Below are 25795 nucleotides of genomic sequence, written 5' to 3' on the forward strand. Positions count from 1 at the left end.
TTTTTTCTTAACACCTTGAATTTCTTTCAAAAATCCGGGATTTTATTTAAAAAACGAATCCAATCCAGGCATTTTCATCTTCTTTTTACCTTTTTGTTGCATGCCGGTCATTTGTTTAACCATTTTTTTCATGTCTTCGAATTGCTTTAATAGCCGATTGACATCTTGAATGGTTGTTCCTGACCCTTTTGCAATTCGCTTGCGACGATTTGCATTGATGATCTCAGGTGTATTGCGCTCCGCCGTAGTCATCGATTGGATTACCGCTTCAACGCGCCCCATTTGGCCTTCGTCAACTTTAGCATTTTCGAGACCTTTGATTTTATTGGCACCGGGCATCATTTTCAAAATTTCGTCGAGTGGCCCCATCTTCTTGACTTGCTGAAGCTGATCAAGGAAGTCATCGAGCGTAAATGATTGCGTCCGGAACTTCTCTTCAAGTTCCTTCGACTTCTCTTCATCGACATTCTCCTGTGCTTTTTCAATAAGTGACATGACATCGCCCATACCAAGAATTCGGGATGCCATACGTTCCGGATGAAACGGTTCCAGTGCATCCATCTTCTCGCCCATCCCGACAAACTTAATCGGTTTGTCTGTAACAGCTCGGATAGAAAGCGCCGCTCCGCCTCGAGTATCCCCGTCAAGTTTAGTCAGGATAACGCCTGTTATTCCGACAGTATCATCGAAACTTTTAGCGACATTTACAGCATCCTGCCCAGTCATTGCATCAACGACAAGGAATACTTCGTCCGGTGTACTAAGGTCCCGAATATCCTTCAGTTCCTGCATCAGTACTTCGTCAACATGTAGCCTTCCAGCTGTATCAATGATCACGACATCATGATGTTCTTTCTCCGCCTCTGCAAGCGCCTGGCGTACAATTTCAACAGGTGAAATGTCAGTTCCCAGTGCGAACACAGGCATTGTTAACTGCTTACCGAGTGTTTCTAACTGCTGAATCGCAGCGGGTCTGTAAACGTCTGCCGCGACAAGTAGCGGCTTTTTATTGTGCCGTTTGCGAAGTACGCTTGCCAGTTTCCCCGTGGTTGTCGTTTTACCCGCACCTTGCAGACCGACCATCATAATGACAGTAGGTGATTTTCGTGCAAACTGGATTGGGTTCTGCTCGCCGCCCATCAGATTCGTTAGTTCATCTTTAACAATTTTAACAACCTGTTGACCGGGAGTTAGACTCTTCATGACGTCATGTCCGACTGCACGTTCACTTACTGTTTTGACAAACTCTTTGACAACTTTCAAGTTAACATCGGCTTCAATAAGCGCAAAACGTACTTCACGCATCATTTCCTTGACATCAGCTTCGTCAATCTTACCTTTGCCCCTAATTTTCTGTAGCGTCCCTTGCAGGCGCTGGGCTAATCCTTCAAATGCCATGCACAGAGCCTCCTACTCATGATTTCTTAACGCACTTAACAATTCTTTGATTGTTTCCGATTTTTTATCTGTATCGGTTATGAGCTGCTCAAGATAATCTACAATTTCTGCTCGCTTCTGGAATTCTGAAAATAAATTCAACTTCATTTCATAATCTTCGAGCATCGCTTCCGTCCGGCGAACATTGTCATAGACAGCCTGACGCGATACGCCGTATTCACCAGCAATCTCACCGAGTGAAAGATCTTCTAAATAGTAAAGTTGCATATAAAGTCTTTGTTTATCAGTCAAAAGTGACTGATAAAAATCAAAGAGGAAGTTAATGCGTGTCGTTTTTGCAAGCGTCATACGCTTTGCCTCCCCGCTATGTTCTTCCTAAGTCATCATAGTATGACAACCTCGTACTGTCAAGTCATTTTACTTGTCTGTGTGGAAAAGCGCAAACGCCTAGACATTATCTTCTTGTTCAAGTCCATCCGCAAATAGGCCGTAGACATACTTTTCTGGATCAAACGGTTGTAGATCATCCACACCTTCACCGAGTCCAACGAATTTAACTGGGATATTTAACTTTTTCCTAATAGCAAGTACGATGCCGCCTTTTGCTGTGCCATCAAGCTTCGTCAAGACGATGCCTGTAACATTCGTCGCTTCTTTGAATGTCTCCGCTTGGATCAATGCGTTTTGCCCCGTTGTTGCATCGAGCGCTAAGAGTACTTCATGCGGTGCGCCTTCTACTTCTTTACTGATAACCCGGTGCACTTTTTGAAGTTCATTCATCAGATTCACTTTATTTTGAAGCCTTCCCGCGGTATCACAAATAAGAACGTCCACTTTGCGGTTTTTTGCAGCACGGATTGCGTCGTACATGACTGCAGCAGGGTCAGACCCTTCCGATTGACGGATTACTTCTACTCCAGCACGTTCACCCCAGACGACAAGTTGATCGATAGCACCAGCACGGAATGTGTCGCCGGCCGCAAGCATAACCGTCTTGCCTTCTGCCATAAGTCGCGCTGCCAACTTCCCAATTGTCGTCGTTTTTCCAACGCCATTAACGCCTACCATTAAGATAACAGTTAGACCGTCTTCTTGAATACGCAGTTCGTTGTCGAGTTCTTCGCCAGCTTGGTAGATTTCAACCAGTTTTTCAGAAATAACTGATTGAATGCCCGCTGTATCTTTAATATTTTTTCGCTGTACTTCAACTTTAAGTAAATCGATGAGCTCCATGACTGTTTCAAAACCGACATCGGCCTGTAACAGTAGCTCTTCCAATTCCTCAAAGAATTCTTCGTCAATTACTCTGAAACGCGCAACAAGATCATTCACTTTGGATGTGAACTGATCTCGCGTTTTTGATAAACCATCTTTAAATTTCTCTGTTACTGCTTCGTTTGTACCCGTGATTTTTTCCTTGAGTTTCTTAAAAAAAGACAATTATAGTCACTCCTTTACATGATTGCTTCTTCCGGCACCTCGGAAATTTTAACCGAAATAACCCTGGACACGCCTGATTCCTGCATCGTGATTCCATAGAGCACATCCGCACCTTCCATCGTACCCTTCCGATGTGTAATAACGATGAATTGTGTCTTCTCCGAAAACTTCTTCAGGTATTTACTGTAGCGTATGACATTCGCTTCGTCGAGCGCGGCTTCGACTTCATCAAGAATACAAAAAGGTACTGGTCGTACTTCGATAATTGAAAATAACAACGAAATCGCAGTTAACGCACGTTCTCCACCTGATAAAAGGCTTAAACTTTGCAGCTTTTTCCCTGGCGGACGTGCGACAATTTCCACACCAGTTTCAAGTAAATTGTCAGGTTGCGTAAGTATCAAATCCGCCTCACCGCCCCCAAACATTTCCTTAAACACATGTCGGAAGCGGTTCTGGACAGCATTGAATGTCGTCAAAAAACGCGTTGTCATTTCAGCGTCCATCTCACTCATCGCTTCGTGAAGTGTCGTTTTCGCTTCTAATAAATCATTACGCTGTTCATCCAAAAAGAGATGACGTTCAGATACTTCTTCAAACTCCACAATAGCTCCGGGATTAACGGGTCCCAAAACTGCCAGTTGACGTTTTAAAGATTCAACTTTTTCTCTGGTCTTCACTTCATCAAAATCGTCCGCAATAATTCCATCCGCAAACAATCCATATTCAGTTAGAAGCTGCTGCGTGACCGCTTCATATTTCACTTCGAGACGTGATAGCACGATAGAGACCGCATTCAATGCAGAGATTGTTTCTCCCGTACTAGCTCGAAGTTTTTGAAGCGTTGCACTTTTCTCTTCAAGTAAATTTGCAAGCTTTGTGCGGATTTCCCTGTCTGTCATAATCGATTTCTCGATTAATTTCTTGTCAGCAGATGCCCTTTCAATCTCCATTGCGATTTGTTCCGCGCTCAACTCTCCACCATTTTCATTACCAGTGAAATACTGCATTTCATCACGCAAGGCAGTCAATTTAACTTTGGCTTGAGCAGAAGCATCTTCCATTTCGTCGATTGTCACTTGCAGATGTGCTTTCTGTTCACGCAAAACAGCTATGCACTCTCGAAGCTCATTGTATCGACTTGTTAATGTAGCCTCTTCGTTCCTCCGATTAGTAGCTAGACGTTCAAGTGACTCCACTTTGGATTGAATTGCTTCTAGCTCACTTTTCACGCGTTTATGATTTTGATGTAATGCTGCTTTCTTTTCTAACAATTCCGATCCAGTATTCTCGACACCGCGTCTTCCCATCTCAGTCGATGCTATCTCTGATTCCACCGACTTAATGGCGATGTCAGTTTCACGAATGCCAGATTCCGCTGCTGCAATTTCAATTTGCAGACTGTCCGTTAGTTTACGTAACTGATCCACTTCGTATATCTGCTTGGCAACGCCCATTTTCGTGTCGCCTATTTTCTTAGTAGCGGACTCAATTGAATCAGCCATACGAGTTAGTTGCAGCTGTAACGTTTCGAGTTCAGCTTTTCTTGTGAAGACGGATGCCTGTCCTTTGACTCCACCACCTGTAAGTGAACCACCAGCATTCACAACATCCCCGTCAAGCGTCACGACACGGAAACGATAGCCGAGTATCCCCGCAATGGCGGATGCCCCTACGAGCGTTTTTGCGACAATCGTATTACCAAGTAAGTTTTCAGTGATAAGTGCATATGTAGCATCAGTCTGTACAAGACGATCGGCAGTTCCGATGTATTCGGGATGCAGTTCAACCGAGCGCAATGCTGCTGGTTGAATTTTCCGGGATTTCATCACATCTCTCGGCAGGAATGTTGCCCTTCCAGCGTTCTTCGCTTTTAAGTAGCCGATTGCTTTTCTCGCTTCCGGTTCAGTTGCCGTCACAATATGTTGCATCGCACCGCCAAGCGCTGTTTCCACCGCTTTTATATACTCTTTTTCAACGGAAATAAGTTCTGCGACTGCACCGTCAATTCCGGCTAGTTTTCCTGACTTTTTCGCAACAAGAATCTCTTTTACACCTGAATAGAAACCTGAGAAATCCGCTTCCATACTTTCAAGTGCACGAACTCTACCATGCATTTCATGTTGCTTGTTAAGTGCCTTTTGCATGAGTTCCTGCTGTGAAGCGAGTTCATCTTCAGTCTTACGCAACGCCTTTGACAATTCACGATAGGCCGAATCCGATTCCTTCAATTTCCGTTTCAAGACAGTCAACGAATTCGCTTTCACAGATTTTTCCTGTGTAAGTTTTTCATAGCGTTCCTGCAAAATAGATGTCTGAAGTATAATTTTTTCGGATGAAGACTGCTCCCCTTGAAGACGCTCTTCCGCGTGCTTCAAGTCGTTGCGGATCGTCGCTTCCTCGTTCAACCTGTCAATATAAGCTGATTTCAATTCATCTATTTCTTTTTCCGTCTCTTTGACAGAGCGTTTCAGTATGTGAGAAATACCATCCATCTCAACTTTTGTTTTTTCGTATTCTATTTCTGACTGTTGCTGCTTTTCACGGGCCGCACCAAGTTTTTCTGAAAGTGTTGCCAACTCAGTTTCGGTATTAGCAAGTTCAAATCGAGACCTTTCAATTAACTGGTCAGCATTGCGACGTTTTTCAAGTGATAAAAGACGTCTTCCTTCCCACTTTTCTGTCTCTGCACTTGTGACTACAAGTTTTTTTTGTAACGCATCCAATTGTTCGTCCATTTTCGCAAGTTCTTTCTTCGCAAATTCGGACGCTTCTTCAGCTTTCCTTGATTCAGCCTCAAGTAAAATCTTCTTCTCCTGAAAATTTTCGGCTTCTTGCGATTTTTTCAAAATTTCATTGCGGAGATTTCCCGCGTCAAAGGTCAGCAGAGACACATCCGCTTCACGCGTCTCTTCCGAAAGCACTTTATGTTTTTTAGCAGCTTCTGCACTATTCCGTAACGGCTCAATTCTCGATTCAAGCTCTTTTAAAATATCAAGCACACGGTCAAGATTGTCTTCCGTCTCAAATAATTTGTGCTCCGCTTTCTTTTTCCTCGTTCTGTACTTCAGAACTCCCGCCGCTTCGTCAAAAATGCTTCGTCTGTCTTCAGGGCGGCTATTTAAAATTTCATCTACGCGCCCTTGAGAAATCATTGAAAATGCTTCTTTCCCAAGTCCAGAATCCATGAACACATCATTGATATCTTTCAGCCGGCACTGTTGGCCGTTTAATAGATAAGCGCTCTCCCCTGATCGGAAAACGCGCCTGCTGACACTTACTTCCGTATAGTCGAGTGGAAAAAGACCTTTACTATTATCAAGAATAAGCGTCACCTCTGCAAAATTAAGTGATTTACGTGAATCACTCCCCGCAAAGATGACATCTTCCATTTTAGAACCACGGAGCGATTTCGCCGATTGTTCGCCAAGAACCCAACGAATAGCATCTGTAATATTACTTTTTCCACTTCCATTTGGACCAACTACAGCTGTAACACCAGGGACAAAATCAATCGCAATCCGTTCAGCGAATGATTTGAATCCCATAATTTCAAGTCTTTTCAAAAACACGATTAATTCTCTCCTTCAGCCTGCCGACTCTTTAAATCTTGAATTGCATGGCGGGCTGCTTCTTGCTCGGCCTCTTTTTTTGATTTACCGAGACCAGTTCCAAGTTGTTCATCGCCAAGTCGCACGACAGTTACGAAACTTTTCGCATGAGCAGGACCTTTCTCTTCAACGATTTCATACTGCAATTGACCATTATTCGTCTGTTGAACGATTTCCTGAAGACGGCTTTTATAATCCATCACATGCGAAAAAGCACCGACACTAATTTTAGGGAAGACGACTTTTTCAAGGAATGGGATAACCGCCTCCATCCCTTGATCTATGTACAGAGCGCCTATAAACGCCTCAAATACGTCAGCGAGTAATGCAGGGCGCATTCGTCCACCCGTCTGCTCCTCCCCTTTCCCAAGCAGGATAAAGCGACCTAACCCAAGTTCGTTAGAAAACTTCACAAGGGACGGTTCGCAAACAATCGCAGCCCTTAGTTTCGTAAGTTCCCCTTCAGTCATATTAGGCTCTGTCGAATAAAGGAATCGGGACACACCTAACTCAAGAACCGCGTCACCTAAAAATTCCAATCTCTCATTATCCGTGAAATTTTTTCTCCGATGCTCATTCACATAAGATGAATGTGTAAATGCATTATACAGTAGTGATTTGTTTTTGAAATGGACGTCCAATTCATTTTGTAAGTCATCGAATTTGTTTCGAATCGCTACGGGTAAAAGCGCAATTGTTTTTTTTCCTTTGAAGTTGTTTGTATGGGTCATCATCGATTCTGCCTTTCGGTACATAATGTTTATAATTTTACCCTTTTCAACGCCACAGTGCAAAAAAAGTTTGCTATAAACCCGAAAAGAGACGCTTTCAATCCTTTCAAGTAGAAAGGATGAAAGAGTCTCAATCAGAATAGCAATTAGTTCACTTTCGTTTCGATATGCGAAACTGCGTCACCGACAGTTGCAATCTTTTCAGCTTCATCATCGGAAATTTCCATTTCGAACTCATCTTCTAATTCCATTACTAATTCTACGACGTCCAATGAATCGGCGCCTAGATCATCACGGAAAGAAGCTTCCATTTTAACTTCACTTTCATCGACGCCAAGGCGGTCGACAATTACTTTAGTTACACGTTCAAGTACTGTTGACAAATTTGTCACCTCCTCTCAAGAAAAGTGGAAGCGCCTGGTCAGAGGCGACAGGCATAAGACGGACCAGCGGAGCAGCGTTCTTTGCTGCATAGCTAGACCGACTTATGACCCGAGCATCTAGGCGCTGGAACTAGACAATATAGAAATGCGGAAGCGACCTCGAGGGGCTGGATGTTCAGTCAGCCTCTATTACATTACCATACCGCCATCAACATGAATCGTCTGACCCGTAATATAAACCGCATCATCCGATAATAAGAACAGGACAGTACGTGCTACATCTTCAGGTCTGCCAAGTTTGCCTAGCGGAATAACCGATAGCATTTGATTCTTCACTTCTTCGCTCAATGCATCCGTCATATCCGTCGTAATGAAACCAGGCGCTACTGCGTTTACATTAATGTTGCGTGAAGCAAGTTCTTTTGCCGCCGTCTTTGTAAAACCGATGACGCCAGCTTTTGCTGCTACATAGTTTGCTTGTCCAGGATTTCCAGAAACACCGACAATCGATGCAACGTTGACGATTCTTCCTGCACGTTGTCTCATCATTTGGCGAGTGACGCCTTTTGTACAAAGAAAAACACCTTTTAAATTGATATTAATGACATCGTCCCATTCGTCTTCTTTCATACGCATGAGCAAATTGTCTCTCGTAATACCTGCATTATTGACAAGGATATCAATAGATCCAAACATTTCCAAAGTTTTATCAACCATGTTTTTAACACCGTCAGCATCGGATACGTCTGCCTGAATAGCGAACGCTTCTCCACCGGATTCTGTAATCAACTTAACGACGTCATCCGCTTTATCCTTACTTCCGCTGTAGTTGACAGCAACTCGTGCGCCTTCTTTAGCAAGAAGTAGTGCTATTTCACGGCCAATTCCACGTGATGCTCCCGTGACAATTGCGGATTTCCCATCAAATCTACCCATTACGACCACCCTTTCGAAGCTTCGATTACCGTTTGCAATGTCTCTTCATCATAGACTGGGAACACCGTTACACTCCGGTCAATCTTTTTAACGAGGCCACTTAATACTTTTCCTGGACCACATTCGATGAAATGAGTAACACCGAGGTCAAGCAATGTACGTACTGAATCTTCCCAAAGTACCGGGGAATAAAGTTGTTCGACGAGGAAGCCTTTTATATCAACACGATCAGTAACGACCGCAGCATTCACATTAGCAACAACTGGAATGGATGCATCCTTCATCTCGACCTCATCAAGTGCAGCCCGCAGTTTTTCTGCCGCCGGTTGCATAAGTGAAGAGTGAAAAGGTCCGCTTACATCCAGTGGAATCGCTCTTTTTGCGCCCGCTTCTTTCAATTGGACACACGCTTTCTCGACGCCTGCTTTCGTACCGGAAATAACGATTTGTCCCGGACAATTCAAGTTGGCCGGTTGTACAGCGAAACCATCTGCTGTAATAGCATCTGTTACTTCTTTTAACTTCTGCCCATCAAGTCCAAGAATTGCCGCCATTGCCCCTTCACCAGCAGGCACCGCTTCATTCATGTACAAGCCCCGCTTATGAACGACCGACACTCCGTCTTCAAATGACATTACACCCGAGGCAACGAGTGCCGTATATTCCCCAAGACTATGTCCTGCCGTAAAGTCTGGCGTAACGCCTTCGTCTATCAATCGCGAAGAAATCATCGATCCGACGGTAAGTAGTGCTGGCTGTGCATTGTATGTCAGCGTCAGTTCATCTTGAGGTCCTTCTAGAATTAATTGACTAAGTTGAAAATCAAGTACACGGTCTGCCTGTTCTAAGAATTGCTTACTTTTGTCATGCGTTTCCGCGAACTCTTTTCCCATGCCAGTTGATTGTGAACCTTGTCCTGGGAAAATGAATGCAATCTTTGTCATCAATTTTCCACCTTTCTTATCGTTTCACGAATTGTTCCACAAACATCATATTCCACCATTGTTCTCGCTTGCCGAACGGCGTTCAATATAGCATTCGCATTTGAAGAACCATGTGCTTTAATAACAGGCGAATTCAAACCAAATAAACCCGCCCCACCATACTCTGTGTAATCCATTTTGTTTTTCAGTCCACGCAAATCGTCTTTCACAAGTGCTGCAGACAGTTTTGACTTCAATGAAGCGCTATACACTTCTTTCAACATAGAGAAGAAAGCAGATGCAGTCCCTTCCAGCGTTTTCAGAACCATATTACCCGTGAAGCCATCTGTAATGACGACGTCCGCCACGCCAGTCAATAGATCACGCGACTCAACGTTGCCGATAAAATTAATGGGCGCTTTCGAAAGCAAGTCAAAAGCAGCCTTTGTCAATTCATTCCCTTTTCCTTCTTCGGTTCCGATATTTAATAAGCCGATGCGTGGATTTTCAAGCCCCCGCACCTTTGTGGCGTAGATACTTCCCATAACCGCATATTGTTCAAGATGAGATGGTTTCGCATCCGAATTTGCACCAAGGTCCAGCATGACAAATCCTTTTCCATCGATCGTCGGAAGTGTAGGCGCTAAGGCAGGTCTCTCAATACCATCAATCCTACCTACGATGAATAGACCTGCCGCCATTAAAGCACCTGTATTACCAGCAGAGACGCAAGCTGAAGCTTCGCCATCTTTAACAGCTTGAGCCATCCTTACCATTGACGCATCTTTTTTCCGGCGGATAGCACGAACCGGCTCATCGTCTGGTTCAATTTTCTCTGTACAGTGAATCACTTTAAGGCGGGCATGCTCCTTCAAGAAAGGTGCCATCGCCTGTTCATCACCATAAATATGTATGTTTATATCTTCGAACTCAGCGAGACTTTTAAGCGCACCGGCAATTATTTCACCAGGCGCATGATCTCCGCCCATTCCATCTACAGCTATGATCATTTTAATTCCCCCTGCTTCCTATCAGTCGTCCGGTACATGTGAAATTCGCCAGTGAATACCGTTTCGTCATTGACCGTCGATGCGACCATGACTAATGTCCGCTTTTCTCCCAGACTTTCTTTCTTCACTTCTGCACGTGCAACAACTCTATCGCCAGCTCTCACCGGTTTCAAAAAGTCAATGGTCGACTTCACAGTCAAAGCAAGATCATCATTCATAACTGCAACAGCAAGCGAGTTTGCCTGGGCAAACAGATGATGTCCACGCGCAATTCCGTTACGCTGGAAGACATGATCTTCAGTCACATCAAATATCGACAGCGCCCTCTTATCGAGTTCCATATCGATGATATCCCCAAAGACCTCATCGGAGTGAAGAGACTTCACTTCCTCTTTCATCGTTCGAGACGCAACCGTTTTCAAACGTTCCCGAAGTTCGGGAATTCCGCGCTCTAGCCTGTCCAAACGTATCGTCTGGACACTTACAGTAAAATGTTCCGACAATTCTTCATCTGTCAGGAATGGATTTTCTTCAAGCAACTTTCCAAGCAGTCGTTGCCTTTCCTTTTTAGGCATTCTCAATCGGTTCACCTTCCGGATTAGCACTTGGTACTAATAGCAGTATATAAAAATAGAAAAAAGAAAGCAAGCATAGAAATGCGGAAGGCGCCGTTTAGATGCGGCAGACATAAGACGGATCATCGAAGCGGCGCACTTTGCCGCACAGATGAGCTGGCTTATGTCCGAGCATCTGACGCCTGGAGCTGGACAGCACAGAAATGCGGAAGGCGTCGTTTAGCCCCGAAAAGCGCTGGAAGTCCACAGGAAAAAGGCGTACTTTGCCTTTATCCTGTGGACTGAAGCGACTCGAGGGGCTGACGCCTGTAGCTAGACAGCACAGAAATGCGGAGACGACCGTTTTTAAGGAACTCAGCCTAAGTTCGCCACGTCCTGTGGCAACAGCTGCATGACCGACATCCTGCAGGCCCTCAATCAATCCTATCGCCACTAAGAGCACCCGACTCTTCAAGATGCGATCTCAGCATGCCGTATTCCTGATCTTCCCAAAAGTGACGCGACTCTAATAGTTGTTCCGCGTCTTTCCTTGCCGTTTCGAGCGCCCTATAATCGTGGACGGGATCTGCTACTTTAAACTCAGGCATACCGCTTTGCTTTTTCCCAAAGAAATCGCCGGCACCTCTTAGTTCGAGGTCCTTTTCTGCTAAAACAAATCCATCATTCGTTTCTGTCATCGTTTGCATCCGCTCTTTTCCCTCTTCGGTTTTGGGATCAGCAAGCAGAACGCAATAGGATTGCTCGGCGCCCCGACCTACTCGCCCCCTCAGCTGATGGAGTTGAGCAAGTCCAAAGCGCGTCGCGTCGTAAATAAGCATGAACGTCGCATTTGGTACGTTGACTCCGACTTCAACGACAGTCGTCGACACTAGAACATCGATTTTACCTTCACTGAAATCGCGCATGATGGCATCTTTATCGTCCGAATGAAGACGGCCATGCATGAGACCGACTGTGTATTTACCACTAAAATGAGTCGAAAGCTGACTATGGACATCCACTGCATTTTGGACATCTAATTTGTCGGATTCCTCGATTAATGGACAAATAACATATGCCTGACGTCCGGCACTTAATTCATTTTCCATCTTCCGTAAAACTGGAAGAAGGGAATCCTCTTTCAACCAATGTGTTTCAATAAGTTTTCGGCCAGCCGGCAACTCATCGAGTATGGAGACATCCATTTCACCAAAAGCAGTAATAGCAAGCGTTCGTGGAATCGGAGTTGCAGTCATGAATAGAACATCAGGATTCAATCCTTTATCCCGTAAAACGCGCCGTTGTTCGACACCGAAACGATGCTGTTCATCCGTAATAACCAACCCAGGATTTTTAAAGATGACATCAGGTTGAATGAGGGCGTGCGTGCCGATAAGCAAATCCACTTCACCTGATTCAAGTTTTTCAAGCAAATCTCTTCTCGCCTTCGCCTTTGTAGATCCAGCGAGGAAAGCAACTGTAATGCCGTGCGGTTCAAGCCATTCTGCAAGCGTAGATGCGTGCTGTTCGGCAAGGATTTCTGTAGGTGCCATAAGGGCCCCCTGAAATCCTGCCGTGATAGTAGCATACAAAGCGATTGCCGCTACGACTGTCTTTCCGGAACCAACATCTCCCTGAAGGAGACGGTTCATCCTAGTCGGACTTTTTAGTTCCCCACATAATTCATTGACAACCCGCTTTTGAGCCCCTGTCAATTCAAATGGCAATGCAGCGATGAAAGTCTTCACTTTGGCAAGGTCATAGTCGATAGCTACACCTTTCTCCGCTTCTTTTCGTGCTTTCTTCATGCCCAGCATCTTCAGCTGGAACATGAGCAGTTCCTCATAGACAAAACGTCTTCTCGCATGTTTCACATCAGCAGGGCTTGTTGGAAAATGAATCATCTCAAGTCCATTTCCGATGGCTGGCAATCGATACATTTCACGAATATCAGCGGGTAGTGATTCTGCGTGCTGACCGACAGCTGCATCCAATGCACTTCGCATGAAGCGCCGAAATGTCTTCTGATGCATAACACCTTTCAAACTGTATACCGGCTCAAAATCAGCTTGATCTGTTTTTGGGCCGTCCTTGAAGTTGCTTACATTGATTACTTGCCTGCCCCGATCCCATTTCCCAGTGACTGTGACAATCGTCCCAAGTGACAAACGCTCTTTTAAGTAATGTTGATTGAAAAAAACCGCCTTCACAAGATGCCTTCCGGCAAGAAGACGGATTTGTAAACGGGATCTATTTTTCCCTAAGAAAAGAATGGAAGGCTCACTTTCGACCCTTCCTTCAATTGTGACTCGTTCATTATGCGGGGTTTCAGTCAAATCTTTCAACCTGAAGTCTTCATGACGGTACGGGAACGTCATGAAGAGGTCTTGAAGCGTTGAAACTCCAAGTGCCTCAAGCTGTTCGCCGGCCGCTTTTCCGACTCCTTTTATCGTCGTGACAGAATCATGAATTGACAGTGTCACTATCTACCTTATCCTTACCAAATATCTTCGCTTCAAGCGCTTTTCCGGTTGGCGTAGCAGCCAATCCGCCTTTAGCTGTTTCCCGTAACGCAGAAGGCATAGACTTACCTATTTTATGCATTGCTTCAATTACTTCATCTGTAGGAATACGGCTAACTACGCCCGCTAGTGCCATATCTGCTCCAACGAGTGCCTTTGCTGCTCCCATTGCATTCCGTTTCACACATGGTACTTCAACAAGTCCAGCAACCGGATCACAGACAAGACCTAACATATTCTTCATAACGATAGAAAATGCTTCTGCACTTTGTTGTGGAGTCCCACCCGCCATTTCAACAATTGCAGCGGCCGCCATTGAACCTGCTGAACCCGTTTCCGCTTGGCATCCACCTGCTGCGCCTGATATCGATGCATTATTCGCAACGACAAATCCGAAAGCACCAGACGTAAATAAATAATTAATCATTTGTTCCCGTGAAGGATTCAATTTATTTTTCACCGCAAACAAAGTACCAGGTACAATTCCTGCTGCACCCGCTGTTGGCGTTGCACAAATCGTCCCCATTGCTGCGTTTACTTCATTCGTAGCGACTGCCTTACTGACAGCATCCATGACCACATCGCCGCAAAGAGATTTTCCTGATGCCATATACTTTTGAATAAGAACCGCATCGCCACCCGTAAGACCGGATGCTGAATGCACCCCCTGCAATCCTCTTTCTACCGCCTTCTCCATCACCGTTAAGTTATTGTCCATCTGCGCGATGATTTCTTCTCTTGTACGTTTTGTTATAAGAATTTCTTGTTCAATCATGATTTCTGAAATAGGCTTGTTCTGCGACTCTGCAAGTGCAACGAGCTCTTTAACGTTACTAAATAAAACGTCCATCTATGTTTGCCTCCTATTTTACAGTTCTTTAGTTTGCCAATGTCGAAACTTGCGTTACATTCGGCAATGATTCCAACTCATTTATCAGTGCTGCGTCGATCATTTGATCAACTTCAATCACCATAAGGGCCATATCCCCTTTTTCTTTTCGGTCAACTTCCATATGTGCAATATTTATATTTAGTTTTGCAATTGCGTTGGAAACGCTTGCAATAACACCTGAACGGTCATTATGAACGATGAGAAGTGCTGGGTAATGCCCCGATAATCGAAGCGGGAATCCGTTAAGTTCAACAACTTCCATCGTTCCGCCACCTATAGAAATTCCAGTCAGTTCCATAACTCCCTCACTGTCCCCAATTACAAGACGGGCCGTGTTCGGATGTACCGCCTCTTCCTCTTCAGGAATAAATTCAAAAGTCAATCCAAGTTTCTCTGCATCAGCAAACGCAGACTTTATACGCTCATCGAATGTATCATAATCTAATAATCCACCAATAATTGCTACATCCGTACCGTGTCCTTTATACGTTTCTGCAAAAGAACCATAAAGATGAACCCGAGCCCATTCCGGCTGTCTGCCAAACAGTGTTCGTGCGACACGGCCGATTCTTGCAGCGCCGGCAGTATGTGAAGATGATGGCCCTATCATAACTGGTCCAATTATATCGAAAACTGATCTGAATTTCATAAACGCTACCCCCTCTTAATAAGCACGTACTGTTATTCATTTTACATGAGTTTTGCTTTAAAGACAAAAGATGTTGTTCCTTGTCGACGCAAGTAAAAAGCAGTGCGGCTTTTTACAGGCGCACTGCTCGTTACTAGTTTATTCAACTGAAATGATATATGGATACAATGGTTGTTTTCCGTTATAAAGTTCAACTTCTGCGTGATCAAAGTTATCCTCTACATAACTTACGATTGCAGAAGCATCTTTCTCGCTAATGTCTTCACCATAAATAATTGTAACAATTTCATCATCTTCATCAATGATCGAGTTCAATAGTGTTTGCATGACATTTTCAAGTGAAGGCGCAGATGTAATAATCTTACCACCTGAAATACCCATGAAGTCGTCTTTTGTAATTTCAACCCCGTCAATCGATGTATCTCTTACTGCATGTGTAACTTGTCCCGTTTTCACGAACGATGCAGCCTCTGTCATCGCTGCGACGTTTACACTCACTTCCGCTTCCGGATTGAATGCAAGTATAGCAGCAAGTCCTTCGGGTACTGTTTTTGTAGGAACGACAGCTGCTTCAATACCGATCACATCGGCCGCTTGCTGTGCTGCCATAATGATGTTTTTGTTGTTAGGTAAAATGAGCACTCGTTCAGCACCGACTGCCTCAATTGCCTTGACAATATCTTCTGTCGATGGATTCATCGTCTGCCCGCCTTCAATAATGGCAGAGGCACCTACGCTTTTCAGTAATTCAGAAATACCTGCTCCCATAGCAACTGTTACGACCGCGTATGGATGTTTTACAACTTCTTTTTTCGCCGCATTTTGTACCGAATAATTTTCTCCGACGATTTCGAGATGCTGCTGACGCATATTTTCAATTTTAATTTTAATAAGGGAACCGAATTTCTGCCCGTAACTAAGTGCGTCACCCGGTTCTTCTGTATGGATATGTACTTTCGCAACTTCATCATCAGAAATAACAAGTAAAGAATCACCGAATTGACTCAATCCTTGGCGGAATTCGGATTCATCGTATGGACTCGTTTGCAGTTTATCATCCTCGAACTTAACCATGAATTCCGTGCAATATCCGAATTCAATGTCTGCCGTATTCATGAACCCTTGGACGCTGCGATGATGTTCCGCACTCACTAAGTCGTCCATGGAATCGACGATAGTTCTTGCTGGTAGTTCTTCACCTTTTAAGCATGCCAAGAAGCCTTCGTATACATAAACGAGACCTTGTCCACCACTATCAACAACTCCAACTTCCTTCAATACAGCTAATAAATCCGGTGTCCGCTCAAGTGATGCTTGTGCTTCTTTCACTATAGCTTCCATTACTTCAATAATGTCATCTGTAGTCGCAGCTTTTTCTACTCCGATAGTAGAGGCATCTTTTGCGACGGTTAAAATTGTTCCTTCAACAGGTTTCATAACCGCTTTATAGGCCGTTTCAACGCCATACTTCAAGGCACCTGCAAATTGTCCTCCATTGACAGTCGCTTCATTTTCAATCGCTTTTCCGAAACCACGGAATAACTGTGAAAGAATAACGCCGGAATTACCGCGCGCGCCCATCAGCAATCCTTTCGATAACGCTTGTGCAGTTTGACCGATATGGGCAACCGCATTTTCTTCAGTTTCCTTCGCTCCTGAAGTCATCGATAAATTCATATTCGTACCTGTATCACCATCAGGTACCGGAAAAACATTTAGTGAATCGACATAATCGGCATTTTGATAAAGATGATGTGCACCCAACTTTATCATTTCCGCAAATTTCAAACCATCTATGGTCTTCATAGAAATTATTTCCTCCTCTTACAGGTTCGTCACTCGGACTCCCTGGACAAAAATATTAACAGATTTCACAGTCATGCCGACTGTCTTTTTCAATGTATACTTCACTTTTGATTGTACTTGGTAGGCGACTTCTGAAATTTTAGTACCATATCCAACAATGATATACATATCGATATGCGTATCATCGCCAAGATTACGAACGATGACTCCCCGCGTGAAATTTTCTTTCCCTAGGATTTCAGTAAGGCCATCTCTTATCTGATGCCTTGAAGCCATTCCGACAATCCCATAACACTCGATAGCCGCCTCACCAACCACTTGGGTAATGACGTCATTCGTAATATCGATTTTGCCGTATTCATTCTTTACTTCGATTGACATGTGTAATACCCCCTGGATCCTTTTTCACTAACCCCATTGTACTATACCTGTTATAATAATAAAAGAAAGCGATTCTATGACTTTTAAACGTGTAAAGGCTTTTACCTTGAAAGATGTCACAAAAAAGGTTGCAACACGTTTACGCATATGATACATTATTATGGTATGCGAATAAAGAAGTAAATCACTTAATCAACATTCGCAAGGAGGTACTATTATGTCTAAAGAATGTGTTATTACAGGACGCAAAGCCCGTACAGGCAATGCACGCTCCCACGCAATGAACGCAACTCGTCGTTCATGGGGTGCGAACCTTCAAAAAGTCCGAATTCTCGTTAACGGTAAACCTAAACGTGTATGGGTCTCTGCTAGAGCCCTTAAATCAGGTAAAGTTCAACGTGTGTAAAGGACTGTAATTAAAGTTTAAGCGCCTTGGTATTTAAACTTTAAAGAAAATAAAACGCCGGGCTGAATTTCTTCAGCCCGACGTTTTTTCTTTTTTCCTTTTTTTATTCTTGGTGTTGCTCGCAGTAGCTTTCGGTGAATCATCCTTCTGGAAAACAACCATACACTTCCTTACTACTCCACTCACAAATTTCGGCATTGTGAAAGTATAAACTCGCAATTCCCCACTCCTTTCAGGAATCTGAACTCCTTACCATTAAGCATATGCCCTCATGGAACGATATAGTACAGACTTCTTCAGCCAGTTCATTGCTAGTAAATAACGTCATGCCAGTTTCGAGCGTAGCATCTACCATTTCGAATTTGAAACCGGTAAGTGTAAGTCCACTAACTACCCCATTGAATGAAAAAAATGATATGTATTTAAAACGATCATCCGACGTCACTTGATAACTTCCAGGTGTAAGTATAAAAAGTTCATTCGTCCCATTACGAATCGAGAATGACGTATCATTATGAGCTATTTGAAGCCGGTACAGAAGATGAAGGGCTGATTCCATATGATCCAGCCTCCCTCCTGTAACTCCCGTCAAAATGACACACTCTGGCCCGTAGGAAAGAGCACGATCTACCGCAAGTTCCGTATCAGTCTCATTTTTTTCCGAACGAAATCGTCCGATTATGCGGACTGCGGCGGCTATCTCATCGTATTCACTTTTCGAAACCGAATCAAAATCCCCCACTGCTTCAAGAGGAACAATACCTCTTTGCAGCAAGTGAAGTGCACCTCTATCCGCTCCGATGAACACCGTATCTTTATAGTGAAATTCCGTCAAGTCGGCTATTTCTGAATCGGGCCCGCCCGCACAAACGACTGCATACTTCATTTTCTTAGCGCACCTTCACCAGCAGCTTTTATCCGGCGTAAAGCTTCTGCACGATCAGGTGCATTGTAGATAGCTGATCCTGCAACTAAGATTGTAGCACCCGCTTCAACACACGGTATAATCGTTTCTTCATTAATGCCGCCATCGATTTCAATTTCAATCGGAAGTCCTCGCTCACGAATAATATCGGCTAGCTGTTTCACTTTCGGAACGACAGAATGAAGAAACTTCTGGCCACCGAATCCGGGATTGATTGTCATGATTAGGACTAAGTCAATTTCATCTAGAACATGAAGAATCGTTTCAATCGGTGTATGCGGATTCAAAACAACGCCCGATTTCACCCCGTAAGACTTAATCAGTTGCAATGTGCCGTGCAAATGAGGGCACGCCTCTACATGAACCGTAATATAATCAGCTCCGGCTTTTGCAAATTGTTCAATATACAGGTTTGGATTTTCAATCATTAAATGGACATCCAGCGGCAACTTCGTTACTGGTCGAAGTGCCTCAACAACAATCGCTCCCATTGTAATGTTCGGAACGAAATGTCCGTCCATGACATCGATATGGATTAGTGCAGCGCCCGCTGCTTCCACTTCTTTTACTTCTTCGGCAAGCTTTGAAAAGTCTGCTGCTAAAATTGAAGGTGCAATTTTAATCATGTTTTTCATACCTCGGCTTTCGGTCAAGTATTTCTTGCATGAACTGCAAGTAGTGATCATAGCGATGACGTGGAATTCCTCCAGTCTCCACCAACTCTTTTACTACACACTTTGGTTCTTTCAAGTGCAAGCAACCTCTGAATCTACAGTTTGGCGCAACTTCATCCATGTCTACAAAGTAACGAGACAATTCTTCTTTTTCGATATGATCGAATTCGAGAGAGCTGAAGCCTGGGGTATCCGCGACAAGACCACCTGATATCTCAAGCAACTCAACATGTCGCGTTGTATGTTTTCCGCGTCCAAGCGCTTCCGATATTACCCCTGTTTTCAATTCAAGCACAGGCAATACCGTGTTCAACAACGTTGATTTACCAACACCTGATTGACCGGCAAGAACTGTAGTCTTGCCTTCAAAATAAGGTTTCAATAAGTCAGTCAGTTGAGGATCGTCAATAAAAGTCTCTATAACATCATAACCGATTTTCTTATAATACGCCGCTGATTCAGCTACCATTTTCAGTTCATCAGCATTCGCAAGATCCTTTTTCGTTAGGCAGATAATTGGTTTTACGTCGAACGATTCGACGACAACCAAAAACCTGTCTAATAGATAAAGGCTGAATGCCGGTTCCACTATGGAGAATACAAGCAACGCCTGGTGAACATTCGAGATTGGCGGACGGACAAGTTCATTGAACCGCTCATGGACTTCAGTGACTGTTGCATCATTATCTTCAACACGTACATAGGTCACGAAATCTCCAACCAGCGGATGAATACCACGGTTTCTAAATACTCCACGTCCTCGACATTGAATGATTTCCCCGTCATTTTCTACATAATAATACCCGCTGATTGCTTTTCTGATTTGTCCTTCTGGCATTCTTTCACCCCTTCTAATTAGAGTCACTCTAATTGACCAATTCTGCAATAATAGGTTTTGAATCGCGCGTAACCTTATATGACCCAGTCTGTCCTTCTTCCAAGTTAAATGAAATTGATCTTTCCGTCGTTTCTGTGATTGAAAACTCATCAAAAACATCCGTTATCTTATTATTTTTGTCTTGAATGTAAATTTTAATAAGTTGTGGGACTGGAGCAGGCTGTTCCACTACTCCCGAGTTGTCTCCATCATCCTCTCCATCACCTTCGTCACCATCTTCATCGCTAGGACTAGGGCTAGGCTCAATCACTTCAGGTACATACTCAATTGTCACCTTTTTGACAACGAACTTATCGGGTTTTTTCTCTGGACCTTTTGATACGACGACTTCGACTTTCCCACCTTTTACAATTTCTGTTTTCCCATTTGGTGTTTGCGAAATGACACTACCTTTAGGCACTGTTGAAGAATAATCTTCTCTCACTGTATTTATAGTTAAACCAGATGACTCTTCATAATCTTCCAGCCGGTCCTTGTCATATCCTCTTAGATCGTCAAGAATTTGCTTTTCTTGGCCTTTACTAACAGTAAACAGTAAATCGGTTTCACTGAGAATTACTTCCCCTGCATCTGGTTCTTGTCCAATGATTGTACCCTCTGGTTTATCAGAAAATTCTTCTATCGAATCAATCGACTTAAAAAGTGTATCGTCTAAAGAAGCCATAACTTTATCGGCATCATCGCCAATATAATCTGCTAAAGTGCTTTTTTCTTTACCGGTACTAATATACAAGGTGATCTCGGAGTCAACACCCCGTTTCTTATCTGCCTCGGGTATCGTTTTAATGGCTTCCCCTTCATCAACATCATCGGATTGCTGTCCCTCAGTTACAACCGTATTAAAGCCTGCGTCAGAGAGCACATCCCTAGCCTGCGCTTCTTCCATTCCTGCCACAGTCGGAATAACAGCCTTTTTAGGGCCAAATATACCTGGAATAAGGGACAACACAAATATCAGGATAGCAATGCCAGCAATTCCACCAACAATGAATGGCCATTTCTTGCGTTTTTTCGGTGGTGTTGGCGGCGGGGATTGTTCAATTGTTACTGGTTCGATCTTCTTAGTCACTTCAACGCTATCAAATTTTGTAGTTTCACTAACGATTGGTATCGCGCGCGTGCGGTCATCATCGAAGACAATTGCGAATCTCTTCTCATTTGCCCGTTCGGGTGACAGTACAGTTAGCAAATCATCATACATTTCATCTGCTGAATCATATCGATATGTAGCATCTTTCATAGTCGCCTTCAAAATAACATTTTCTAAACTTTGTGGAATTGAAGGGAATACCATTCTTACTGAGGGCGTCTCTTCTTGTAAATGCTTCAATGCAATCGCAACTGCAGTATCCGCTGTAAATGGCAATTCACCTGACAGTAATTCGTAAAGTACGATGCCTAATGAATAGATATCAGACTTTTTTGTCGCCATTCCGCCACGTGCTTGTTCGGGTGACAAGTAGTGAACCGTCCCAATGACTGAATTCGTTTTTGTATGTGCTGTTGCACTAAGTGCCATCGCGATACCAAAATCAGTAATTTTAACATTCTCATCCGAATCCATTAAAATATTCTGCGGTTTAACATCACGATGGACGATTCCATTATGATGAGCATTCGCAATTGCAGATACAATCTGTTGCATAATCGGCAAAGCTTGCTTAGGCGTCAAGGCCCCATTATCTTGGATAAACTTCTTCAAGGTTTGTCCTTCGATATATTCCATCACCAGGTAATGCAGTTCACCCTCTTCGCCCACATCGAATATATCAACAATGTGCGGGTGCGTCAGACTCGTTGCGGAAAGTGCTTCTCGTTTAAACCTTCTTTTCAATGCCTCTTCATTCGCAAAATCATAATTAAGAACCTTAATGGCAACATCGCGGTCCAGGATGACGTCATGTGCTAGATATACTTTTGACATGCCGCCGTCACCAATATTCCTTACAATTTCATAACGTCCACCTATTCTTGATCCAATCATGGATTAGTCGCCTCCACTTCAGTCGAGTCGATTAGAATTACGGAGATATTGTCTTCCCCGCCCATCTTGTTCGCTAAATCCACAAGTTCTTCCGTCTTTTCATGCAACGTAGCGTTTGATAGAACAATTTCACTCATCGATTGTTGACTTACTTTATTGCTCAGACCGTCCGTACAAATAAGCATATACATGCCCTCTTCTAACTCAAGCGAATAAAGATCGGGTACAATCGTTTTTTCAGAACCAACTGCTTTCATAATCCAGTTTCGTTGTGGATGAACTGCTGCCTCTTCCAAGGTAATTTCCCCACTGTCAAGAAGTGCATTTACGTAGGAATGGTCTCGCGTTACTTGCCGCACACCTTTCCCATCGATTGCGTAGACACGGCTATCACCAGTATGCGAAATAAGACAAGAACGTCCACGAATGAGAGCTACTTCAAGCGTCGTTCCCATTCCCTTATACGCTTCATTTTCGTTTGCATGTTTGTAAAGTATGTCATTTGCGAGAATGACCGCTTCCTGCAGCCACTGCGCCAACTTATCTTCTGCTTCAAACGTCGAACTATCAAGTTTCATGAATTGCTCGCCAATTACTCTGACTGCTGTCGAACTCGCGTAATCCCCCCCAAGGTGGCCACCCATACCGTCCGCTATCACGGCAAGCATAACGCCCTTTGGAAGTGTGTATACAGCCGCACTGTCTTCGTTGACCGTTCGTTTCTTGCCGATATCCGTCAAGACTTCAAATTGCAACGTCCATCCCACCTTTTGCCTCGAATTCTTAGCTCACTTACTTTTTTTCCGGAAAGCAGCAACAAAAAAGCCATCGCTGCCAAAGTGTTGCGGAAGTACTTGAAGCGTGTTATCTTCAATCGCCAATTTCTCGTTTCCAGTTAGTTGCGGTAAAGGGATTTTCTCCATATCCGTATGACGCACAAGGAATCGTTCAACCATTCCCTGGTTTTCGGCATACTCCACTGTACACGTACTATAGACAATAACCCCGTCAGTTTTAATCAATTCACGAGCAGTATCTAGAAGGTCTGATTGTATCGACGTCAACGCATCGAAATCAGCTTGTGTTTTATTGTACTTAATTTCAGGCTTTCTACGGATGACACCAAGACCGCTACAAGGTGCGTCGACAAGAATACGATCGAATGAGGACAACTCGTATAGCTCAGTCAATTTCCTGCTGTCTCCACTCAATGCTTTGATTGACGTTAAGCCAAGGCGAGTCGCATTTGCTTCAATAAGTTTCAGTTTATGTTCATGTAAATCATGTGCAAAAACTTCACCTTTATCGTTCATTTTTTCAGCGATGTGGGTTGTTTTCCCACCAGGTGCCGCACACATATCGAGTACTCTCATACCTGGCGATAAATCAAGAGCAAGAACAGGTAGCATCGAACTTTCGTCTTGAATAGTGATAAGTCCTTTTTTATAGGCTTGCGTATTTGCAGGATTGCCACTATCTGAAATGATGCACTCCGGTACAACTTCGCCTTTTCTTACTTCAACACCTTCTGATTCGAGTAAAGCAATGACTTCGTCTGGCGTTGTTTTTGCTGTATTGACGCGAATTGTCATCGCTGCTGGATGATTATTTTCATGTGCCATAATGGCCGCGTCTTCTTCACCAAATTGTTCATTCCAACGCTTAATCAACCATTCCGGATGACTCGTTTCGATAGAAGTTTTCAACGTACCATCTTGCATTTCATCAAGTGAACGGACACCTTTACGCAACACGGAGCGAAGAATACCATTTACAGTTGGTGCTATCCGTTTATGACCGCGTCTTTTCGCAATTTCAACTGCTTCGTGAACAACAGCATGCGGTGGGATTTTTGTTAAATAAACGATTTGATATAACGATAACCGAAGAAGCTCTCGAACCCAGCCATCCAATTTACCACGGACAAACGGCTCAAGATAATAATCGAGTGTCATGCGGTGTTGAAGTGTGCCATACGTCAATTCCGTTAACAAGCCACGATCTTTCGTTTCTATACCATACTTTTCAATTGTTCTATGCAGCAATAGATTGCTATAAGCTTGATGATCATTTATTTCCATCAATATTGAAAGAGCAGCGTCTCGGACGTTGCCATTCCATATTTTCTTTTTCGGTCTAGTATTTATATTCATTCAAAACGGTCCCCCTTACTCCATTTAGATCCGGTTCCGCGAATAAATTCACCCGCCGGCATCCGTTTTTTCCCGGCTGGTTGAAGATCCGTAAGTGCAACAGCGATGTCATCGCCCGCTTTTACAATAATACGATCACTATCGATTGCAATAATCGTTCCTGGTAACGCACTGTCAGTTGTATGGATTTTCTCACTCCACCAAATCTTGACGTTTTCACCTTGGAATGCGGTGTATGCAACTGGCCAAGGATGAAGTCCACGGATTTTATCGTAGATTGCCTTTCCACCTTTAGACCAGTCAATCCGTTCTTGTTCACGGGAGATGTTACGCGCGAACGTCACGAGTGATTCGTCTTGAACTGTTTGTTTATTTGTTTCGTTTAAAATAGAAGGCAATGTCTCTTTCAGTAGTGCCGTCCCTGCCACAGATAATGCAGTGAACATACTTCCTGTGTGATCCGTATCAGAAATAGGCACAATCACTTGTGAAATAATATCGCCTGCATCAAGTTTTTCGACCATATACATGATTGTGACGCCCGTTTCTGTTTCGCCATCCATGATTGCCTGGTGAATCGGCGCACCACCGCGATATTTAGGTAGTAAGGATGCGTGTACATTAATGCAACCGAGCCGAGGGACTTCTAGCAGTTCCTTCGGTAAAATCTGGCCAAATGCTGCAGTCACGATTAAATCTGGTTTAAGCGCAATAATTTCCTCAAGTTCAGCAGAACCTCTCAGTTTTTCAGGTTGAATAATCGGCAGTCCAAGCCGTAGTGCTTCAACTTTTACTGGAGGTGGTGTTAAGACCCTCTTTCGCCCGACTGGTCTGTCCGGCTGAGTGACAACTGCCACGATAGTATGCCCTTCATCAAAGAGCATTGTTAGGACAGATACCGAAAACTCTGGTGTTCCCATAAAGACAATCTTCGTCATTTCAGCTCACCTCCACCGCTTTCCCCTACTATCTCTGCTTCTTCTGTTTCTTCTAATTCAGACGGATCAACAACACGAATGATTTTCGAATCAAATAATACGCCATTTAAATGATCGATTTCATGAAGAATCGCACGTGCTTCATAATCTTCTGCTTCTAATTCATAAAGTGCGCCATTGCGTTCTTGCGCTTCAATGCGTACGAAAAATGGTCTTTCTACTTCGCCGAATAAATCTGGAAAACTTAGACAACCTTCTACTTCTATTTCGGATCCTCCGGTTGCTGTTACAACAGGATTGACCATCTCAATAACGTCTTGCCCTTCGCCCATATCGACAATCGCGACACGCACTGCTTCGCCAATTTGTGGTGCAGCGATTCCTATGCCATCCGCCGCCACCATTGTGTCGTACATATCATCTAGCAGTTTTGAAAGCTTCTTATCAAATTTCACTACTTCTTTACATTGTTGTTGAAGAACCGGAGCCGGATGCTTCACAATTTCACGTATTGCCAAATCTATTCCTCTTTTCTGTCTTGTTATCTAAGATGTAATTTAACCTTGTACTGCGGATTGGGG

General features: G+C 43.8%; 25 protein-coding genes. 1 reads left to right on the forward strand and 24 read right to left on the reverse strand.

Annotation, left to right across the window (positions count from 1 at the left end; translation table 11 throughout):
* Positions 1 to 42: 42 nt before the first annotated feature.
* The 15 genes from ffh to ACGLYD_RS12675 form a co-directional block, all read right to left on the reverse strand.
* The gene (ffh, locus tag ACGLYD_RS12605) at positions 43 to 1398 is read right to left on the reverse strand and encodes a signal recognition particle protein (protein ID WP_340740418.1); all 1356 of its coding nucleotides are present in this window, start codon (positions 1396 to 1398) and stop codon (positions 43 to 45) included.
* A gap of 12 nt (positions 1399 to 1410) precedes the next feature.
* Positions 1411 to 1746: a putative DNA-binding protein gene (locus tag ACGLYD_RS12610; protein ID WP_067211307.1), complete on the reverse strand. Its 336-nt coding sequence runs from the start codon at positions 1744 to 1746 to the stop codon at positions 1411 to 1413.
* Between the two features lie 99 nt (positions 1747 to 1845).
* Entirely contained in the window at positions 1846 to 2838 is a 993-nt protein-coding gene (gene ftsY, locus ACGLYD_RS12615) for a signal recognition particle-docking protein FtsY (protein WP_067211310.1), read from the reverse strand.
* Between the two features lie 14 nt (positions 2839 to 2852).
* Positions 2853 to 6410, reverse strand: coding sequence for a chromosome segregation protein SMC (smc, locus tag ACGLYD_RS12620; protein WP_399628228.1), 3558 nt, complete (start codon positions 6408 to 6410; stop codon positions 2853 to 2855).
* Between the two features lie 2 nt (positions 6411 to 6412).
* A complete protein-coding gene (gene rnc / locus ACGLYD_RS12625; RefSeq protein ID WP_067214016.1) occupies positions 6413 to 7180 on the reverse strand; it encodes a ribonuclease III in 768 nt (255 codons plus the stop codon).
* Positions 7181 to 7326: 146 nt separating this feature from the next.
* Entirely contained in the window at positions 7327 to 7563 is a 237-nt protein-coding gene (locus ACGLYD_RS12630; RefSeq protein ID WP_067211315.1) for an acyl carrier protein, read from the reverse strand.
* Positions 7564 to 7752: 189 nt separating this feature from the next.
* A complete protein-coding gene (gene fabG / locus ACGLYD_RS12635; RefSeq protein WP_399628231.1) occupies positions 7753 to 8499 on the reverse strand; it encodes a 3-oxoacyl-[acyl-carrier-protein] reductase in 747 nt (248 codons plus the stop codon).
* Complete coding sequence (gene fabD, locus ACGLYD_RS12640) at positions 8499 to 9443, reverse strand: ACP S-malonyltransferase (RefSeq protein ID WP_399628234.1); 945 nt, start codon at positions 9441 to 9443, stop codon at positions 8499 to 8501. Before fabD ends, fabG begins: the two co-directional genes overlap by 1 nt.
* A complete protein-coding gene (gene plsX, locus ACGLYD_RS12645; protein WP_067211322.1) occupies positions 9443 to 10432 on the reverse strand; it encodes a phosphate acyltransferase PlsX in 990 nt (329 codons plus the stop codon). The genes fabD and plsX overlap by 1 nt, the downstream gene beginning before the upstream one ends.
* Positions 10429 to 11013 carry a transcription factor FapR gene (fapR, locus tag ACGLYD_RS12650; protein WP_067211325.1) on the reverse strand — a complete coding sequence of 195 codons (585 nt, stop codon included), beginning with the start codon at positions 11011 to 11013 and terminating at the stop codon, positions 10429 to 10431. Before fapR ends, plsX begins: the two co-directional genes overlap by 4 nt.
* A 407-nt stretch (positions 11014 to 11420) precedes the next feature.
* On the reverse strand, positions 11421 to 13463 hold the full coding sequence (gene recG / locus ACGLYD_RS12655; RefSeq protein ID WP_399633224.1) for an ATP-dependent DNA helicase RecG: 2043 nt from the start codon (positions 13461 to 13463) through the stop codon (positions 11421 to 11423).
* Positions 13450 to 14358 carry an L-serine ammonia-lyase, iron-sulfur-dependent, subunit alpha gene (sdaAA, locus tag ACGLYD_RS12660; protein WP_067211327.1) on the reverse strand — a complete coding sequence of 303 codons (909 nt, stop codon included), beginning with the start codon at positions 14356 to 14358 and terminating at the stop codon, positions 13450 to 13452. Before sdaAA ends, recG begins: the two co-directional genes overlap by 14 nt.
* A 28-nt stretch (positions 14359 to 14386) precedes the next feature.
* Positions 14387 to 15049: an L-serine ammonia-lyase, iron-sulfur-dependent subunit beta gene (sdaAB, locus tag ACGLYD_RS12665; protein WP_187045421.1), complete on the reverse strand. Its 663-nt coding sequence runs from the start codon at positions 15047 to 15049 to the stop codon at positions 14387 to 14389.
* A gap of 138 nt (positions 15050 to 15187) precedes the next feature.
* Positions 15188 to 16855, reverse strand: a complete 1668-nt coding sequence (locus tag ACGLYD_RS12670; protein WP_399628239.1) for a DAK2 domain-containing protein — start codon at positions 16853 to 16855, stop codon at positions 15188 to 15190.
* Between the two features lie 18 nt (positions 16856 to 16873).
* The gene (locus ACGLYD_RS12675) at positions 16874 to 17236 is read right to left on the reverse strand and encodes an Asp23/Gls24 family envelope stress response protein (protein ID WP_067211331.1); all 363 of its coding nucleotides are present in this window, start codon (positions 17234 to 17236) and stop codon (positions 16874 to 16876) included.
* Between the two features lie 217 nt (positions 17237 to 17453).
* On the opposite strand from ACGLYD_RS12675, the gene rpmB reads away from it, so the two are divergent.
* Positions 17454 to 17642 carry a 50S ribosomal protein L28 gene (gene rpmB, locus ACGLYD_RS12680; protein WP_067211334.1) on the forward strand — a complete coding sequence of 63 codons (189 nt, stop codon included), beginning with the start codon at positions 17454 to 17456 and terminating at the stop codon, positions 17640 to 17642.
* A gap of 72 nt (positions 17643 to 17714) precedes the next feature.
* Here the strand turns inward: rpmB and ACGLYD_RS12685 are convergent, their stop codons facing one another.
* From ACGLYD_RS12685 to def, 9 genes are read right to left on the reverse strand one after another with little or no spacing between them, the layout of a single operon-like run.
* Positions 17715 to 17840 carry a hypothetical protein gene (locus tag ACGLYD_RS12685; RefSeq protein WP_399633226.1) on the reverse strand — a complete coding sequence of 42 codons (126 nt, stop codon included), beginning with the start codon at positions 17838 to 17840 and terminating at the stop codon, positions 17715 to 17717.
* Positions 17841 to 17874: 34 nt separating this feature from the next.
* A complete protein-coding gene (locus tag ACGLYD_RS12690; RefSeq protein WP_399628243.1) occupies positions 17875 to 18528 on the reverse strand; it encodes a thiamine diphosphokinase in 654 nt (217 codons plus the stop codon).
* Positions 18525 to 19193 (reverse strand): ribulose-phosphate 3-epimerase, encoded by a 669-nt coding sequence (gene rpe, locus ACGLYD_RS12695; RefSeq protein WP_340767431.1) that lies wholly within the window; start codon positions 19191 to 19193, stop codon positions 18525 to 18527. Before rpe ends, ACGLYD_RS12690 begins: the two co-directional genes overlap by 4 nt.
* Positions 19186 to 20079, reverse strand: a complete 894-nt coding sequence (gene rsgA / locus ACGLYD_RS12700; RefSeq protein WP_399628246.1) for a ribosome small subunit-dependent GTPase A — start codon at positions 20077 to 20079, stop codon at positions 19186 to 19188. The genes rpe and rsgA overlap by 8 nt, the downstream gene beginning before the upstream one ends.
* Before the next feature lie 28 nt (positions 20080 to 20107).
* Positions 20108 to 22123: a Stk1 family PASTA domain-containing Ser/Thr kinase gene (gene pknB, locus ACGLYD_RS12705; RefSeq protein ID WP_399628249.1), complete on the reverse strand. Its 2016-nt coding sequence runs from the start codon at positions 22121 to 22123 to the stop codon at positions 20108 to 20110.
* On the reverse strand, positions 22120 to 22878 hold the full coding sequence (locus tag ACGLYD_RS12710) for a Stp1/IreP family PP2C-type Ser/Thr phosphatase (protein ID WP_067211345.1): 759 nt from the start codon (positions 22876 to 22878) through the stop codon (positions 22120 to 22122). Before ACGLYD_RS12710 ends, pknB begins: the two co-directional genes overlap by 4 nt.
* Positions 22879 to 22911: 33 nt before the next feature.
* A complete protein-coding gene (gene rsmB, locus ACGLYD_RS12715) occupies positions 22912 to 24276 on the reverse strand; it encodes a 16S rRNA (cytosine(967)-C(5))-methyltransferase RsmB (protein WP_399628253.1) in 1365 nt (454 codons plus the stop codon).
* Positions 24273 to 25214 (reverse strand): methionyl-tRNA formyltransferase, encoded by a 942-nt coding sequence (fmt, locus tag ACGLYD_RS12720; protein ID WP_187045425.1) that lies wholly within the window; start codon positions 25212 to 25214, stop codon positions 24273 to 24275. The genes rsmB and fmt overlap by 4 nt, the downstream gene beginning before the upstream one ends.
* Entirely contained in the window at positions 25211 to 25732 is a 522-nt protein-coding gene (gene def / locus ACGLYD_RS12725; RefSeq protein ID WP_067211352.1) for a peptide deformylase, read from the reverse strand. The genes fmt and def overlap by 4 nt, the downstream gene beginning before the upstream one ends.
* Between the last annotated feature and the right edge of the window lie 63 nt (positions 25733 to 25795).

It is taken from the genome of Sporosarcina sp. SG10008 (assembly GCF_044569405.1).
GTDB lineage: Bacteria > Bacillota > Bacilli > Bacillales_A > Planococcaceae > Sporosarcina > Sporosarcina psychrophila.